This is a genomic window from Streptomyces sp. NPDC014995 (genome assembly GCF_043080745.1).
In the GTDB taxonomy this organism is placed as follows: domain Bacteria; phylum Actinomycetota; class Actinomycetes; order Streptomycetales; family Streptomycetaceae; genus Streptomyces.
Genome location: NZ_JBIBVX010000010.1, coordinates 201388 through 215798, shown reverse-complemented (window position 1 = coordinate 215798; position 14411 = coordinate 201388). Strand labels below are relative to the sequence as shown.

Below are 14411 nucleotides of genomic sequence, written 5' to 3'. Positions count from 1 at the left end.
TTACTGGTCACGTGGCCTGGATGCCGGGCATGATGCTGGAGTGGATGAGTGGGCAGATTTCTTTATCGCGCCCGATGACGAGTCGGCGGCTGCGGTCAAGGGCTTCAGCCCGCGCAGAGCGTTCGAGATCGTTCCTGTGGATATCTACGATCCCTCGGACGCCGTAGTCGAGTGGGAGAGCCTCTTCACTGGAGACAGTCCGCAAGAGCTCATGCGGGCCGGCGAGCCGCAGGTACTGACTGAGATCACGAACGATGGCTGCTACGTCTTCGTGATCTCGGAGCGGCTCCAGGCCTTGCTCGCGACTGAGGATCCGCTGCGACTTGAAGAAGTAGCTCGCAAGTGGTCGCACCTGCGGCAGGCTGATGGGGAGTTGGTCGAGGAAGGCGAGGCCGTCAGCCACCTTGCTGAGCTGGCATCTCTGGCCCGCACTGCCACTGGCCAGGGAGCTCGGCTCTACTGCTCCGTGCGGTAGCGGTCTGGGAGGCACCACAGCCTGATCGAGGCGAGGGTGATCGTGCCGTGGAACACGTATGCGCGCTTGTCGTAACGCGTGGCAACGGCTCGGGACTGCTTGAGCCGATTGATCGTCTGCTCGACTTCGTTGCGGCGCTTGTACATCTCCTTGTCGAAGCCGGCGGGTCGGCCTCCCCGGCTGCCGCGCCGCCGGCGGTTGGCACGCTGGTCCCTCGGCTCGGGGATGGTGTGCTTGATCTGGCGTCGACGCAGGTAGCGGCGATTGCGGCGAGAGCTGTACGCCTTATCACCACCCAAGTGGTTGGGTCGCGTGCGCGGGTGCCCTCCGCGGGGGCGCTTGACCCGGATACGCTCAAGGACGGGGATCATCTGCGGGCTGTCGCCCCACTGGCCGGGGGTAACCAGCAGGGCCAGCGGCCGGCAACCGCCCTCCCCGGCGAGGTGGATCTTGCAGGTCAGGCCCGCCCCGGGAACGGCCGAGTCCTTCGTCGGAGCGGTGCTGCCGAGGTAATGACCTCCTCTTTGGGATCCGTGGTGCTCTGCGCGGCGCCCCGGCCGCGTGCTGGTGGGCCCGGCACGAGGTCGAGTCCACGCTCACCATGCTCCAATCGATCCGGCCCTGGGCGTCGGCATCGGTCTGGACGGCCTGGAGGATCCGGTCCCAGGTGCCGTCTGCGGACCACCGGCGATGGCGCTCATAGACGGTCTTCCAGTTCCCGAATCGCGCGGGCAGGTCCCGCCAGGGGACGCCCGTGCGAATCCGGAACAAGATCCCGTTGATCACCGTTCGGTGATCACACCAGCGCCCGCCCCGATGCCCGGACTTCGGCAGATGCGGCGCAAGTCGCGCCCACTCGTCGCCTGTCAGGTCACCCCGCCCCACGACCAGAACAATGGCCCCAACACGAGGCAGTCACATGATCCGCCGGACAGACCCTACTCCTTCGGCAAGCGGGCGAGCCGTGGAGCCGAGACGGCGTTGCCCGCATCCGGTACGACGGGTCCCGACGCGGTGTCGAAGGCATGGGTCACCTCCGGCGCGGTGCCCGGGACGAGGAGTCGGCGAGCCTGCTCCTCGTAGCGGCGGTCGGTGGCGGTGAGCCGGCTGTGGTGCTGGGCGAGATGCTCCGACCAGGACGCGACCAGGTAGTTCTCGACGAACCGTTCCGGATCGTTGCCGTCCTGGTAGAGACCCCAGGTGAAAGCACCTGTGCGCCGTCGTGAACGGGCGACCTGGTCCATGCGCTGAGTGAAAGCGGCGTGGCTCTCGGGGGCGACCCGGTAGGTGACGGAGACCAGCACGGGGCCGTCGGTGGGTCCGGGCTCGAACGCCAAAGGGGGAGCGGGCCAGTGGTCGGACGGCGACGGGTCGATGTGGGCGGCGTCATGCAGCGGCCACCGGCGCACGCTGACCGCACTGACCAGCATCAGGACGCTGCCGACCAGGAGGGAGGCGGCAAGCCCCAGCCAGTCGGCCAGGCCACCCCACAGTGGTGCCGTCAGGGCCTGACCGCCCTGGAAGACCAGGAGATAGACGCCGAGTCCGCGAGCCCTGACCCAGCCCGGAAGACGTGTCTGCATGGCCGCGTTGAGGGTGGACAGGACGCCGATCCAGGCGAGACCGGCGGGCAGCAGTACGACCACCACCAGCCATGGAATCCGGACCGTTGCCAGCACCGCCAGGACGCAGGCGAAGACCAGGGCGCCGGCGCCGAGCATGCCGTTGGCACCGAGGACGCGACGCAGCCGCGGCAACACGAAGGCGCCCGCCACGGCGCCCACGCCGACCGCGCCCAGCATCAGCCCGTATCCGTCCGAGCCGAGGCCGAGAGAGCGGCTCGCGATCACCGGGAGAAGTGACCACAGGGCGGCGCCGCCGGGGATGAACAGGGCCGTGCGCAGGAGGACTCGGCGGACGCCCGGCGCGTGCCACACATAGCGGCGACCGGCGTACAGGGCGGCCAGTAGCTTCTCGTCCCCGCCGGCGGAAGAGGCCGTCGCGGGTCGCCGCCACAGCATGAGGACGGCCGCGATGCCGAGGTAGGAGGCGGCGTTGAAGGCGAAGACCCACCCCGCGCCCGCCGCCGCGACCACCACGCCACCGAGCACGGGTCCGAGGGCGCGGGCCAGGTTCATGTTCACGGCGCCGAGCGCGGCCGCCTCTGGGAGCTGTCGGCGTTCCACCAGCTCCGGCTGGATCGCCTGCCAGGCCGGGCCCATCAGGGCGGTGCCGCAGCCCAGAAGGAAGGTGAGCGCGAGCAGCGGAACCGGAGTGAGGGCGTCCATGAAGGCCAGCGCCGCCAGTACACAGGAGACCGCGAGCATGGCGAACTGCGCGGTCAGCAGCACCGTACGACGGTTGAAACGGTCGGCGATCACACCGGAGGGCAGGGCCAGCAGCACGATGGGAAGGCTGGAGGCCGTCTGAACGAGCGTCACCAGAGCCGCGTTGTCCCCGATCAGCAGCCACTGGGCGCCCACCGTCTGCATCCAGCTGCCGATGTTGGAGACCAGTTGGGCGATCCACAGCGCCCGGAAGACGCGCGCCGCGAGCGGTGCCCAGGGCGAATCCGGCGTTGAGGGCTTTGAGAGCTCTGGTGGCGATGGTACGACGCTCATGGTGGTCCATGCCTGTGCAGGGGGCGGATGCAAGTGCCCGGGCGATGCCGATTGTGGCCGGCGGGTGCAGTCGGCCTTCGAGCGTAGGAACCGCTGAGCGGAGGCCGTTGACTGAGACTGCATCGGTTGTGGTCCCGTAGCGCAGTGGCCCGGGGTGGTTCTCTCCCCCTCGCTCTTACGCCGGCCGGGCCCAGGCGGCGTCGGCGGTCGAGAGGCGGTGAATGGTCACGGAGGTGACCGCGAGGAGCAGCAGAGCGAGGCCCAGGGTGAGGACGAGGTGGCCGTGCCGGAGGAGTTCGGCGCCGATGAGGGCTCCGAGGAACATGGCCAGTACGGACAGGATCCGGCGGCCGGGCCGCGGTGCGGCGCCGCCGGCCGGGGTGGAGTCCGCGGCCAGCCCCGTCAGGGTCAGGGTCAGCACGGTGGTGGTGAGGTCCGGGACGCCGAGGCGCCGGGCGACCGCGTTCTGCAGGCCCATGGCGAGCCCCAGGAACACGATCAGGGTGTACTGGACGCCGGTGGTGACCCGGCCGTCCGCCACCGCGGCGACCGCTACGGTGACCGCGACCAGGACCGTCTGCACGGCCGTCGACGTCCTCAGCAGGTACCCGCGGTGCGCGGCGAATCGGGTGCCGAGCCTGCCCCCTGCGAGGGCGCCGACGAGGAACGCGACCATCGACACCACGGAGGCGAGCGCGGACAGGCCCTGGGCGCCCGCGAGCGCGAACCCCAGGAAGACCACGTTGCCGGTCATGTTGGCGACGAAGACATGGCCCAGGGCCAGATAGCTCACGGCGTCGACCAGGCCGGTGACCACGGTAAGGATCAGCAAGAGGGGAGGCAGGGGACCGTGACGGTCCTCTCCGGCCGGTTTGAGGGTACGGACCGCGTCACTCAGCAGCCTGTGCATACGACTTCCCTTCCACTGCGAGGGGCGGGCGGTGCAGCACCGCGCGGGTGAGCAGTCCGCTTGCCGGGCCGATCACGATCGCTGCGAGGGCGACCCACACCGGCCACGGCGTGATTCCCAGTGCTTGGTCGAGGGACCAACGCCCGGGCCCGGTGAGGGCCAAGGCGGCGCAGACGGCTACGAGGACCAACGGGTACTCGTAGCCGTCGTGCTGCACCCACAATCCCTTGGACCACTTGACGGTGCCCGCGACCGTCATCACACCCATCGCGGCCATGGCGGCCGACGGGGTGAGCAGTCCGACGGTCAGGAGCAGGCCGGCACCGATCTGACTGCCTCCCGCGGCGAGCGCGGTCAGACGACCGCCGCGGAAGCCGTCACGGCGGAACTCCTCGGTCCCGCCCGCCAATCCGTTGCCTCCGAGCCGGAAGCTCACCTTCTGCACCCCGTGTCCGGCGATGAGCAACCCCACCACCAGCCGGAGGATCAACAGTCCAGCGTCCATCGTGTTCCTGCCTGTTCCTGACTCACGTCGTCACTGCGGGGTGAACCGGCGCGATCAGCCGGCGGCGTGAGCGCCGATGACGGCCTGCGCGTAGACCATCCCGAGGCCGTAGGCGCCGCCGTGCTCCTTGACCACGTCGCCCACGGCGGCGTACGTCTCGGTGCGGGCCCAGTCGCGCTGGAGCTCCAGGAGCACCTGCACCCAGGTCACCGGGACCGCTCCGCCCTGCACCATGCGCTGGATCGCGTGCTCGTGGGCCTGCGGGCTGACACCACCGGACGCATCGGTGACCACGTAGACCTCGTAGCCCTGGGCGATGGCGGAGAGCGCGGGCAGGACGACGCAGACCTCGGTCCACAGACCCGCGATGACGAGCTTCTTGCGGCCGGTGGCCTTGACCGCCTCGACGAAGGCGAGGTCCTCCCAGGCGTTCATCGTGCTGCGGTCGATGATCTTCTGCTCGGGGAAGACCGCCGCCAGCTGCGGCATGATCGGGCCGGAGAACGACTCGGCGGCCACGGTGCTCAGGACGACCGGGACGTCGAACGCCTTGGCGGACTTGGCCAGGCCCACGGTGGAGTTGATGATCGCGGTGCGGTCGCCGCTGCCGGTGCCGAAGAACATCTGCGGCTGGTGGTCCACGAACAGGACCGCGCAGTTGTCGGGGGTGAGCAGGTCGGGGCTGGGGGCCGCGGTGACCTCGGCGATGTTGACCATGAGGGTGAGCCTTTCTCGGTAAGGGGCGGCGCGGACTGCTGTCCGTGCCGTGGGAAGAACCGTCCGGTGGACGGAGCTCGTGGGTGTCCCGGAAGGGGCGGCGCAAGGGCCCAACCCCTTCCGGGAGTTCAGAGGACGAAGCAGGGATCGAAGGGGGTGCTCACGGCGTCCGGGGTGAGGCCGCGCGCGATGCGCCACTGCCGGTGCTGCTCCGACTCGGCGATGGCCTGGCCGAGCAACTCCGCTTGGTGAGCGCCGGGAAGGGCCGCCCGGCGGGACACCTGGTAGCCGCCGAAGTGCGCCACAGGGCTCCAGGCCGGGCTGACGGGGGGAAGCTCCTCGTCGAGCCCCTCGTATTCGGCGGTGGCGTAGACGATCCGGCCACCGGTCACCGTCAGCAGCGACTCGATGTGTGCGATGTCCGGCTCGGGGACGGCGAAGTAGTCCTCGGACAGCACCGCCAGGTCCGCGTAACATCCCGGCCGGAGCACGCCCTTGACCTCGTCCTCGCCGGTCAGTGCAGCGCCGGCGCGCGTGAACATCGCCAGCGCCGTCTGCCGGTCGACGCGGTTCGTCGGCGGGCGGAGCGCCAGATCGCCGACAGTGCGGCCACTGACGAGCCAGTGCAGGGCGACCCAGGGATTGTAGGTGGAGACCCGGGTGGCATCGGTGCCGGCGCCCACGGTCAGGCCGCGGTCCAGCATGGCCCGGATGGGCGGGGCGTCCGCGGCGGCGCCGGGGCCGTAACGGCGTACGAACGCCTCGCCCTGGAAGGACAGGCGGTTCTGCACGGACATCGCGCCGCCGAGGGCGGCGACGCGGTCGAGGCTGTCCGGAGAGGCGGTCTCCGCGTGATCGAACAGCCATCGGTTTCCGGCAGGAAAGAGCCCTTCCGCGGCGAGCTTCTCGAATACCGCGAGATCGCGGCGGATGGTCTCGTCATACGTGGCGTGCAGCCGGAAGCCCCACCCGTTCTCCATGAGCAGACGGACCGCCTTCTCGAACTCCGCCTCGAAATCAGGCGTGTGTTCCGGACGCGGTTGGGCGAAGTTCTCGAAATCCGCCGCCGCCCAGGTGAGGTTCTCGCCCGCGCCGTTGAGGCGCAGCCATTCGTCCCCGTCTTCGGGGCGGGCTATTTCGATCCAGCGGGCGAGGTCGTCGATCTCCTGACCCGCTGTCTGCGGAAACAGGTGATAGGCGATACGCAGCGACAACTGTCCGGCCTTGGCCAACTCGATGACGGTGCTGTAGTTGTCGGGGAAGTTCTGGAAGCCGCCGGCGGCGTCGATCGCCGAGGTCAGCCCGAATCTGTTCAACTCGCGCAGGAAATGACGGGTCGAGGTCTTCTTGTCCTCGCCCTCCAGCACCGGCGCCTTGGCCAGGGTCGAATAAAGGATGAGAGCGCTGGGAGCGGCCAGCAGCATGCCCGTCGGTTCCCCGTCCCGGCCCCGGACGATCTGGCCGCCCTTGGGGTCGGGTGTGTCCCGGGTGTATCCGGCGGCCTTGAGGGCCGCCCGGTTCAGCACCGCCGACTGGTACAGGTGCAGGACGAACACCGGGGTGTCGGGGGCGGCGGCGTTCAGTTCGGCAACAGTCGGCAGCCGACGTTCGGCGAACTGCTCGGCCGACCAGCCCCCGACCACCCGTACCCACTGGCCCTTGGGGGTACGAGCGGCCTGCTCACGCAGCATCGCCAGGCCCTGACGCAGGCTGCGCACGCCGTCCCAGCGCAGCTCCAGTACGTAGTTGAGGCCCCCGCGAATCACGTGCAGGTGGGCGTCGTTGAGGCCGGGGATCATCCGTCGCCCGAGCGCGTCGACCACCTTCGTGCCCGCTCCGATGTGGGGAGCGACGTCCTTGTCGTCACCGACGACCGTGATGACGCCGTCCTGGATGGCGAGCGCCTCCGCATGTGGGCGGCTCGGGTCGCCGGTGTGGATCTTCGCGTTACGGACGATGAGGTCCGCGGCATCGTCGATGGCATGCGGAACCAGTCCGCCGACGGGCATGGTTGACATCTCTTGAAACCCCCTCCGGGAAAGCGACTTCGATTCAAGTCATGGCCGGTAGCGGCGGACTTTGGCGATTCAGTCATGCTCGAATGCCCGTTTGCTCGAATCGAACCGAGTGAATTCCACCGACACTCGTCGTGCCCTGAGAACAAGGGCAGGCCCTGTGGATGAGGGGCCGCGGTTGCATGGTCATCACCATAGACGCGACCGATGTGCCCATCATGTCCTGCCAGTGCACAGGACTTGGCCTCACAGTGCACTAACTCATCCATGTTCTGAAAGTCATTCGAGAGGCCCGAAGCCGGCTGTGCACTGTGAGGACAGCGGGGGTGCACCCACGGGCAATGGCCGCACGGCCCGGCGGTTTAGCGTGGCGAACAGCGGCTCCGGGAACGTCCTTCGCTGGATCCTGGCCGTATTGCCGGAAGGGCCGGCGTCCCCATGACCAATTCAGGAGATTCACATGCCCGACACCGTCAAGCCGGTTCAGCCGGTGCTGGAGCCCGCAGCGGCCGCGTTCGCGGAGGCGACCGCCAATCCGCCGTACCTGTTCGACCTGCCCCCGGCGGAAGGGCGCAAGGCCGTCGACGAGGTGCAGTCCGGCGAGATCGAGAAGCCGCAGGTCGACGAGGAGTGGATCACCGTCTCGGGCGGTCCGACGGGCAGCGTACGGGCGCGCATCGTCAAGCCTGCGGGTGCCGAGGGAACCCTGCCGGTGATCCTCTACATCCACGGTGCCGGCTGGGTGTTCGGCAACGCCCACACCCACGACCGTCTGGTGCGGGAACTCGCTGTCGGTGCGGGCGCCGCCGTGGTCTTCCCCGAGTACGACCTGTCGCCCGAGGCCCGTTACCCGGTCGCCATCGAGCAGAACTACGCGGTCGCCCAGTGGGTCGTCCAGCAGGGCGCCTTCAAGGGCCTGGACGGTACGCGGCTGGCCGTCGCCGGAGACTCGGTCGGCGGCAACATGAGCGCCGCCCTGACCCTGATGGCCAAGGAGCGCGGCGACGTCCCCCTGGTCCAGCAAATCCTCTTCTACCCGGTCACCGACGCGAGCTTCGACACCGGTTCCTACCACCAGTTCGCCACCGGCTACTTCCTGCGCCGCGACGGCATGCAGTGGTTCTGGGACCAGTACACGACCGACGAGGCCGAACGCGCCCAGATCACCGCGTCGCCGCTGCGTGCCACCACCGAGCAGCTCACGGGCCTTCCCCCGGCCCTGGTCATCACCGGCGAGGCCGACGTGCTGCGCGACGAGGGCGAGGCGTACGCCAACAAGCTGCGCGAGGCGGGTGTCCCGGTGACCGCCGTGCGTTTCCAGGGCATCATCCACGACTTCGTGATGCTCAACGCCCTGCGCGGGACCCACGCCGCCGAGGCAGCGATCACGCTGGCCGTCGGCACCCTGCGCGCCGCCCTGAACAACGCCTGAACCCGAAGAGACAACCCTGACGTGACTACCTCCACTCCCACCGTCGTTCTCGTTCACGGCGCCTTCGCCGACGCGGCCAGCTGGTCCGGGGTCATCGCCGAGTTGCAGAGTCACGGCATCCCGGGATTAACGCCGCCCAGCCCGGTTCGTGCGTCACCGCCGACCCGTCGACGTTCCTGAACCTGGTGCCCTACCCGGGCTCGCCCGAGGGCGACTACGACGCCTACCTCAAGACCGCACCCAACGGTGCCTACAAGGGATTCGCGGACTGCTTCGCCAACGGCGTCCCCAGCGCCCAGGCCAAGCTCCTGGCGGTCGGCCAGCGCCCCTTCGCCGTCAGCGCCGGATCTGAACCGTCCGGTACGCCCGCCTGGCAGACCATCCCCTCCTGGGCCGTGGTCGGCACCGCCGACCACGTCATCCCGCCGGCCGAGCAGCTGGCTATGGCCACCCGTGCGGGCGCTCACATCACCGAGGTCAACGCCGGCCACCTGTCACTGATCACCCGGCCCGACGCGGTGACCGACGTCATCCTCGACGCTGCCCGAGCGGCCGGCCGCTCCTGACGCGGTCGCCTCCGACCTGTGTGACGCAGCCGCCGCAAGCGCCCCCAGCGCTGTTCCCACGTTTCGGGGTCGGGGCACCCGTACAGCCGTCCCCGACCCCGAAACCCCCGAGGATTCACACAGCTGTCGCGGGCGAATCAGCTTCTCCACCCTGGGCCCACCACACCTCGGCCCCTCCGCAACGCCCCGTCGTCCCCGAGCAATGAAGTCGCCCATGAGGACCCGTGGCCTTGTCCCCCTTCTGGATTCCTGGCAGTGGCACGCCGACGCGGCCTGCCGAGGCATGGCTTCGACCGTGTTCGTCTCGCCCACCGGCGAACGTGGCCGCGCCCGGCGCCACCGCGAGTAGCGGGCCCTGCGTATCTGCCGGTCCTGCCCGGTGCTCGACCAGTGCGCGGCCTTCGCCCAGAGGTGGGCTCCCTGGCGAGCGGCGGTTGACGGCGCAGCCGACGCCAGGGTGTGGCCGGATGGGAGTCAGCCGCCGTCGCCCGGCCTGACGGGACTCACTTGGGGAACCGACGCCTTACCCGTGTTGGACACCTTTCCGCCGGTCCAGCGGACTCTGATCGACTCCGTCTCGTCGGGCGGGGTGACGAGTACGGCCGCGGGTGTCACGGTGGTGACCCCGGAGATCGCCGGATTGGTGAAGACCAGCGCCGACCACGCGCTCGCTCCCGGGGCAAGCGTCACGATCCGTTGCTCCTGCCCGGTGGTCCGCTCGGGGTCCGGTGTGACGGCCTCGCCGGCACTGTTGACGAACGCCACACCGGGGAATCCGTACACGGTGCAGGTGCGGTGGGAGCCATTGACCAGGATGACGGCGAAGTTCTGTTGCCCGGCTCCCGGGTGGTTCGGGCCGATGGATGCCCGCAGCTCGGAGCTATGGCATCGGGTTGCAGGCGGTGCCTGAGCGGCGGACGCGGTCGGCGTCGGCGTTGGTCCGTCCGACGAGTCGGCGGTGCCGCCGTTGGCGGACCCCGAGCCGGTGGCCGACGACGGGTTTCCGGAGTTGCTCGGAGCCGGGCTGCCGCCTGCGGCGCTGCCCGTGCCTGTGCTCGTACAACCAGTCAGTGCGGCTGCCAGCGCTGCGCAGCAGGCGAGTGCGGCGGGCACAGCTCTACGGTGCGTCATCTTCTACCTTCTTCGGTGTGCAGGACGGGCCGTCATGCGTGTCCCCCGGTAATGGCCCGCATGGTCCTTACCAGGGGGGCGGGGTGGCGTGGATCAGGTTCTCGCCGTCGCCCGGCAGGAGCGGGGGTGAGCAGGTTGGGATCGACGTAACGCGACCTGTCGCGCGCACGAACGTCGGGCAGTTCGGTCGTTCTCCACGGCCTACTGACGCCGCAGCAGGTACTTGTGCTGCCCGGACAGCACGAGTTGGCCGTGCTGGTTGTGGATGGTGGCCGCTGTGACCACGATGCCGTTGTCGCCCTTGGGCTCCAGGCCGGTGATGGTGAGCGCCGGGTACAGGGTGTCGCCGGAGTGCACCTCGGCCAGGAAGGTGCAGGACACTTCGAGGAAGCTGATGAACACCTCACCGATGAGGTGCGGGAACAAGGTGGCCCCCGGTGCGGTGAAGGCGAGCACTTGGAGGCCGTGTACCACCGGTGCGGAGTGTCCGTGCTTGCGCGCCCACTCGGCGTCGTAGTGCACCGGGTGATTGTCCGCGGACACCGTCTGGAAAGCCGCGGTGTGCGCGTCCGTCAGGGTGCGGCTGGGAGCCCGGAAGACCTCGCCGATGCGCAGGTCCTCGAACGTCCTGGCCGGGACGACCAAGAACGCGTCGGGGTCGAACTCGGCCGGTGTGGCGGCTGCCTGTGGCTCTGTGTTCTGCTTCCCCATCACATGGTCCTGTTGCTCGGTGATTCTTTGTGCATTCGGCTCTCCAGCGACGTGCCCCTCCGTGACCTCGACGGCATTGGGGGCCGTCGACCGCAGGCGGCGCACGTCCGATGGCCGACCCGGACGGTCTCGGCGGGCACCGCCCCGGGTCGGCCCTACTCGCCGGCCCTACTCGCCGGCCCTGATCCGGGCGGCGAGGAGGTTGGGGTCGTTGTTGGTGAAGTAGGCGCCGTTGGCGATGTAGGCCGTGGTGCCCCGTACGGCGAGTGAAGTCGGGTTCTCGAGCCCGTCGGCGGCGGTCAGCACTGTGGTGTGGCTGCCGTCCGGCCTGACCAGGGCGACCTCGTTGTCCGCGTTGATCGCGGCCAGCAGGGTGTCACCGGCGCCGGTGAACGCGATGTCGTCGATGTTGACGAGGCCGGTGGCCCGGGTCTCGACGGGACCGGCGGTGCCGTGGCGGGTGATCGGGATGCGCAGCACGGTGCCCTTGTCCAGGTTGGACACCCAGGCCGCACCCTTGTGGATCTTGATGCCGTTGGCTCCCAGGAAGCCGGCGGCTTCCAGCTCGGGCGCGGTGGCCCACTTGGTGGGCACGCCCCCGGTGGTCGGCACCCGCCAGACTGTGCCAAGGACCGAGTCGGCCACGTACAGCAGGCCGCTCTGCTTGTCGAGGGCAAGACCGTTGGGCAGGCTGTCGGCCGGGAGCGCGGCGATGCGCTCCGGGGTACCGCCCGGGCGTAGGCGCCACAGGCCGGTCAGGTCGCTGCTGCCGGTGGCGTACAGGAAGTACAGCGTTCCGTCGTGTGCGCGGACGATCCCGCCGAGGAACGGTGAGGAGAGGGCAGGGGTGTCGGCGCCGGCCGGGGGCACCGGCAGGGCCGCGAGGACATGCACCTGGCCATCGGGGCCGACCCGGGCGACCTGGCGGCTGAAGGCGAAGGTGACATCGGCGCCGCCGCCGGGTTCCAGGGTTATGTTCTCCGGCCGCTGTCCCTCGGCCATGTTCAGATGCGACACGAAATGGACGTGCGATACGGGGGCGGTGGCCGCGGTCGCGGGGCCTGCGGCAGTTATGGCGAGGGCCGTCGCCACGGCAACGGCCAGGAGGCCGGTCCGCGTACCCTTCAGGGTTCTTGGCATGTGCTTCTCTTCCGTTCTGTTGCTTCGAGCTCGGCGATACGTCTGCTGATCCCTGGTTGCAGGGGGCGCGGCGCCAGGCGGGCGTTGATCGAATGCACGTCGGGATGCGCTCGTGTGTGGTCAGCCGACGAACCGTTGACGCAGTTCGCCGATGCCCTGGATGGCGCTGACCAGTTCGTCGTCGGCGGCCAGCCAGCGCTGCGGCGAGCGGCCGAGACCGACACCGGCCGGAGTGCCGGTGAAGATGACGTCTCCCGGAAGCCGTGGGAGCACCCCGGACAGCTTGGCGATGAGGGCCGGGATGGAGAAGACGCTCTGCCGGGTGCGTCCGCGCTGCACCTCCTCACCATTGATGGCGCAGGTCAGCTCCAGATCGTCGGGCTTCTCGAACCCGTCCGGGGTGACCAGCCCGAGGCCCCGTGGGTGCGAAGCCCGGATAGGACTTGCCGAGGCTGATCTGGGGAGTCGGCCCGGCCATCTGGACAACCGGCTCGGAGATGTCCTGGCCGACCGTCAGGCCACCAGGTCGGCGAGCGCGTGCCACAACCTCGCGGGGCCCCAGCAGACGGACCAGATCCTCAATCAGGGCGCCTGGCGCGCCGGACGCCCGGTAGTCAGTCACTCGGTCGACGGCCGGGCCCTCGCTTTTCCGCGGTCGCAGTTTTCCCGGTTCCGGCTCGAACAGTGCCACGTGACTCTCCATCTCGCTGCGTAAATCCGGGCCGGCGTCGCGCTCCATATCGAGCCTTTCGTTTTTGCTTCTCGTGGCCCGCTGGTTGCCGTTGGTTCCTCACTCACTCCCCGCCGTGAGCTCGGCGACGACGCGGTCCAGGTCTATGTGGAGTTCCTCCGTGCCGGGTGGCACCACCCGGTGGGTCGCCTCCAGAAAGGCGGTGACCGCCGACACCGCGATCTCCAGCAGCGCCGCCCCCGCGGGGGACCTCACGACGATGCGCACCGAGCCCGGATGGCAGCGATGTCGGGGGATCACCAGTACATCTCCGGCACCCCCCGGCCGGCGCAGGCCCTCCGACAGGAGGCTGCGGGCGAAGACCCGGTCGACCGTGCGGGTCGACGGCGCGCCGAGGGACAGACACACGGCGTAGGGGTCGGTGCTGTCGTAGCGCAGCGTCGACGGCAGCGGCACCGGTCGCTGGTCCGGGGCGCTGGCGCGCACCATCACCTCGTGGACGACCGAGAACCCGGCCGCTGCACCCGAAGAAGGGTGACTCATTACGTCCCCCGATCGCTGGTTTCCTAAGGGCGGATGCTGTCTGAATGACCGTAAATCCTGCAAATAGGAGCAGCGTGCCGAGAAATGCACGAGATGTTGCCCGAGAGAGCACTGCGCCCGGATCTCTCGGGATGGACAAGACTCGATCGCGGCCGCCTCAGTCGAAGCGCAGATCGGACGAACGAGCCCCCAGCGCCCAACTCGCGGCGCCCCCGGGAACGGCCACCCGGCGGGCGGCGTCCTCCGCGCGCTCACTTCTTGCTCAGGAGCGCACGGTTGCGACTTCGGGGGAGGTGGCGAGGGAGCCAGGGCGGGACACTTGTGTCCCGTTCACCGTCTTCGCCGGGACGGCGCGGTGCACTAGACGGGCTTGGTGAGGGGTGGCTACCCCCAGCCCTCCAGCCCCCGAACAACGATGGAGCGCAAGTGGCCGACGAAGCGATGGGTGACGATGTCTACCAGCCGGACGGTTCCGAGGTGCAGGACGACGTCGGGCTGCTCGACGCGTCGGACACCCTGGACTACCGGAGCGGCGACCAGGCCCTGGATGAGGGCTACTCGCCCCCGGAGAGGCCCTGGGGAGTGGAGCACACCGGTGTCACGGCGTCGGAGCAGCGGCGGGGGGAGAGTCTGGACGAGCGTCTTTCCGAGGAGTTGCCGGACATCGGTGTCCCGGAGGGCGACGGTATCGGCGACACCTGGGACACAGACGGTGAGCTCATCGACTACGAGGTCGGCGACCAGCGCGCCGGACGGCTGGTCGCGCCGGACGAGGGCAGCCATGAGAACACCGAATCCGACCTGATCGCTTCTGACATGGGTCTGGACGGCGCCGGGGCATCGGCCGAGGAGGCCGCGATACATCTGATCCCCGACTCCGAGACCTACTGAGGGGACGGCGAGCGCAGGACGAGGACCGGTGCCCGCTCGGACCCGACCCCGATCCTGCGTCGC

14 protein-coding genes and 1 pseudogene are annotated in these 14411 nt (G+C 69.3%); 4 read left to right on the top strand and 11 right to left on the bottom strand.

Going from position 1 to position 14411, the window contains the following annotated elements; all coding sequences use genetic code 11:
• Nucleotides 1-40: 40 nt before the first annotated feature.
• A complete protein-coding gene (locus tag ACF1A1_RS21470) occupies nucleotides 41-475 on the top strand; it encodes a hypothetical protein (RefSeq protein WP_392001877.1) in 435 nt (144 codons plus the stop codon).
• On the opposite strand, the gene ACF1A1_RS21465 is transcribed toward ACF1A1_RS21470, so the two are convergent.
• From ACF1A1_RS21465 to ACF1A1_RS21440, 6 genes are all read right to left on the bottom strand, one after another.
• A protein-coding gene (locus tag ACF1A1_RS21465; RefSeq protein ID WP_392001876.1) for an IS5 family transposase occupies nucleotides 457-1360 on the bottom strand; the annotation gives its coding sequence in 2 pieces (ribosomal slippage) (nucleotides 457-939 and nucleotides 941-1360; 903 coding nt in all). The two genes, ACF1A1_RS21470 and ACF1A1_RS21465, sit on opposite strands and share 19 nt — an antisense overlap.
• Before the next feature lie 53 nt (nucleotides 1361-1413).
• Complete coding sequence (locus ACF1A1_RS21460; protein ID WP_392001874.1) at nucleotides 1414-3096, bottom strand: MFS transporter; 1683 nt, start codon at nucleotides 3094-3096, stop codon at nucleotides 1414-1416.
• A gap of 175 nt (nucleotides 3097-3271) precedes the next feature.
• A complete protein-coding gene (locus ACF1A1_RS21455; protein WP_392001873.1) occupies nucleotides 3272-4006 on the bottom strand; it encodes a YoaK family protein in 735 nt (244 codons plus the stop codon).
• A complete protein-coding gene (locus ACF1A1_RS21450; protein WP_392001872.1) occupies nucleotides 3987-4511 on the bottom strand; it encodes a DoxX family protein in 525 nt (174 codons plus the stop codon). Before ACF1A1_RS21450 ends, ACF1A1_RS21455 begins: the two co-directional genes overlap by 20 nt.
• A gap of 54 nt (nucleotides 4512-4565) precedes the next feature.
• Complete coding sequence (locus ACF1A1_RS21445; protein WP_392001870.1) at nucleotides 4566-5228, bottom strand: hydrolase; 663 nt, start codon at nucleotides 5226-5228, stop codon at nucleotides 4566-4568.
• 128 nt (nucleotides 5229-5356) lie between these two features.
• The gene (locus ACF1A1_RS21440) at nucleotides 5357-7246 is read right to left on the bottom strand and encodes an amidohydrolase (protein ID WP_392001869.1); all 1890 of its coding nucleotides are present in this window, start codon (nucleotides 7244-7246) and stop codon (nucleotides 5357-5359) included.
• Between the two features lie 457 nt (nucleotides 7247-7703).
• Between ACF1A1_RS21440 and ACF1A1_RS21435 the strand changes: the two genes are divergently transcribed.
• Both ACF1A1_RS21435 and ACF1A1_RS21430 read left to right on the top strand, forming a co-directional pair.
• The gene (locus ACF1A1_RS21435) at nucleotides 7704-8675 is read left to right on the top strand and encodes an alpha/beta hydrolase (protein ID WP_392001868.1); all 972 of its coding nucleotides are present in this window, start codon (nucleotides 7704-7706) and stop codon (nucleotides 8673-8675) included.
• A gap of 185 nt (nucleotides 8676-8860) precedes the next feature.
• Nucleotides 8861-9241, top strand: a complete 381-nt coding sequence (locus tag ACF1A1_RS21430) for an alpha/beta fold hydrolase (RefSeq protein WP_392001867.1) — start codon at nucleotides 8861-8863, stop codon at nucleotides 9239-9241.
• A gap of 474 nt (nucleotides 9242-9715) precedes the next feature.
• Here the strand turns inward: ACF1A1_RS21430 and ACF1A1_RS21425 are convergent, their stop codons facing one another.
• The 5 genes and pseudogenes from ACF1A1_RS21425 to ACF1A1_RS21405 form a co-directional block, all read right to left on the bottom strand.
• On the bottom strand, nucleotides 9716-10372 hold the full coding sequence (locus tag ACF1A1_RS21425) for a DUF4232 domain-containing protein (protein ID WP_392001865.1): 657 nt from the start codon (nucleotides 10370-10372) through the stop codon (nucleotides 9716-9718).
• 201 nt (nucleotides 10373-10573) lie between these two features.
• Complete coding sequence (locus ACF1A1_RS21420; protein ID WP_392001863.1) at nucleotides 10574-11083, bottom strand: MaoC family dehydratase; 510 nt, start codon at nucleotides 11081-11083, stop codon at nucleotides 10574-10576.
• A gap of 168 nt (nucleotides 11084-11251) precedes the next feature.
• Complete coding sequence (locus ACF1A1_RS21415) at nucleotides 11252-12223, bottom strand: hypothetical protein (protein WP_392001861.1); 972 nt, start codon at nucleotides 12221-12223, stop codon at nucleotides 11252-11254.
• A 120-nt stretch (nucleotides 12224-12343) separates the two neighbouring features.
• A pseudogene (locus ACF1A1_RS21410) lies at nucleotides 12344-12743 on the bottom strand (fumarylacetoacetate hydrolase family protein); the annotation flags it as partial.
• Nucleotides 12744-13013: 270 nt separating this feature from the next.
• Nucleotides 13014-13457, bottom strand: coding sequence for an SsgA family sporulation/cell division regulator (locus tag ACF1A1_RS21405; protein WP_392001860.1), 444 nt, complete (start codon nucleotides 13455-13457; stop codon nucleotides 13014-13016).
• A 441-nt stretch (nucleotides 13458-13898) separates the two neighbouring features.
• On the opposite strand from ACF1A1_RS21405, the gene ACF1A1_RS21400 reads away from it, so the two are divergent.
• Nucleotides 13899-14348, top strand: coding sequence for a DUF5709 domain-containing protein (locus ACF1A1_RS21400; RefSeq protein ID WP_392002012.1), 450 nt, complete (start codon nucleotides 13899-13901; stop codon nucleotides 14346-14348).
• Nucleotides 14349-14411: the final 63 nt, after the last annotated feature.

Coding starts and splice junctions, on each gene's coding strand:
- ACF1A1_RS21415 (WP_392001861.1), bottom strand. CDS start 12,223: ATGCCAAGAACCCTGAAGGGTACGCGGACCGGCCTCCTGGCCGTTGCC.
- ACF1A1_RS21455 (WP_392001873.1), bottom strand. CDS start 4,006: ATGCACAGGCTGCTGAGTGACGCGGTCCGTACCCTCAAACCGGCCGGA.
- ACF1A1_RS21420 (WP_392001863.1), bottom strand. CDS start 11,083: ATGGGGAAGCAGAACACAGAGCCACAGGCAGCCGCCACACCGGCCGAG.
- ACF1A1_RS21440 (WP_392001869.1), bottom strand. CDS start 7,246: ATGTCAACCATGCCCGTCGGCGGACTGGTTCCGCATGCCATCGACGAT.
- ACF1A1_RS21400 (WP_392002012.1), top strand. CDS start 13,899: ATGGGTGACGATGTCTACCAGCCGGACGGTTCCGAGGTGCAGGACGAC.
- ACF1A1_RS21460 (WP_392001874.1), bottom strand. CDS start 3,096: ATGAGCGTCGTACCATCGCCACCAGAGCTCTCAAAGCCCTCAACGCCG.
- ACF1A1_RS21445 (WP_392001870.1), bottom strand. CDS start 5,228: ATGGTCAACATCGCCGAGGTCACCGCGGCCCCCAGCCCCGACCTGCTC.
- ACF1A1_RS21435 (WP_392001868.1), top strand. CDS start 7,704: ATGCCCGACACCGTCAAGCCGGTTCAGCCGGTGCTGGAGCCCGCAGCG.
- ACF1A1_RS21425 (WP_392001865.1), bottom strand. CDS start 10,372: ATGACGCACCGTAGAGCTGTGCCCGCCGCACTCGCCTGCTGCGCAGCG.
- ACF1A1_RS21450 (WP_392001872.1), bottom strand. CDS start 4,511: ATGGACGCTGGACTGTTGATCCTCCGGCTGGTGGTGGGGTTGCTCATC.
- ACF1A1_RS21405 (WP_392001860.1), bottom strand. CDS start 13,457: ATGAGTCACCCTTCTTCGGGTGCAGCGGCCGGGTTCTCGGTCGTCCAC.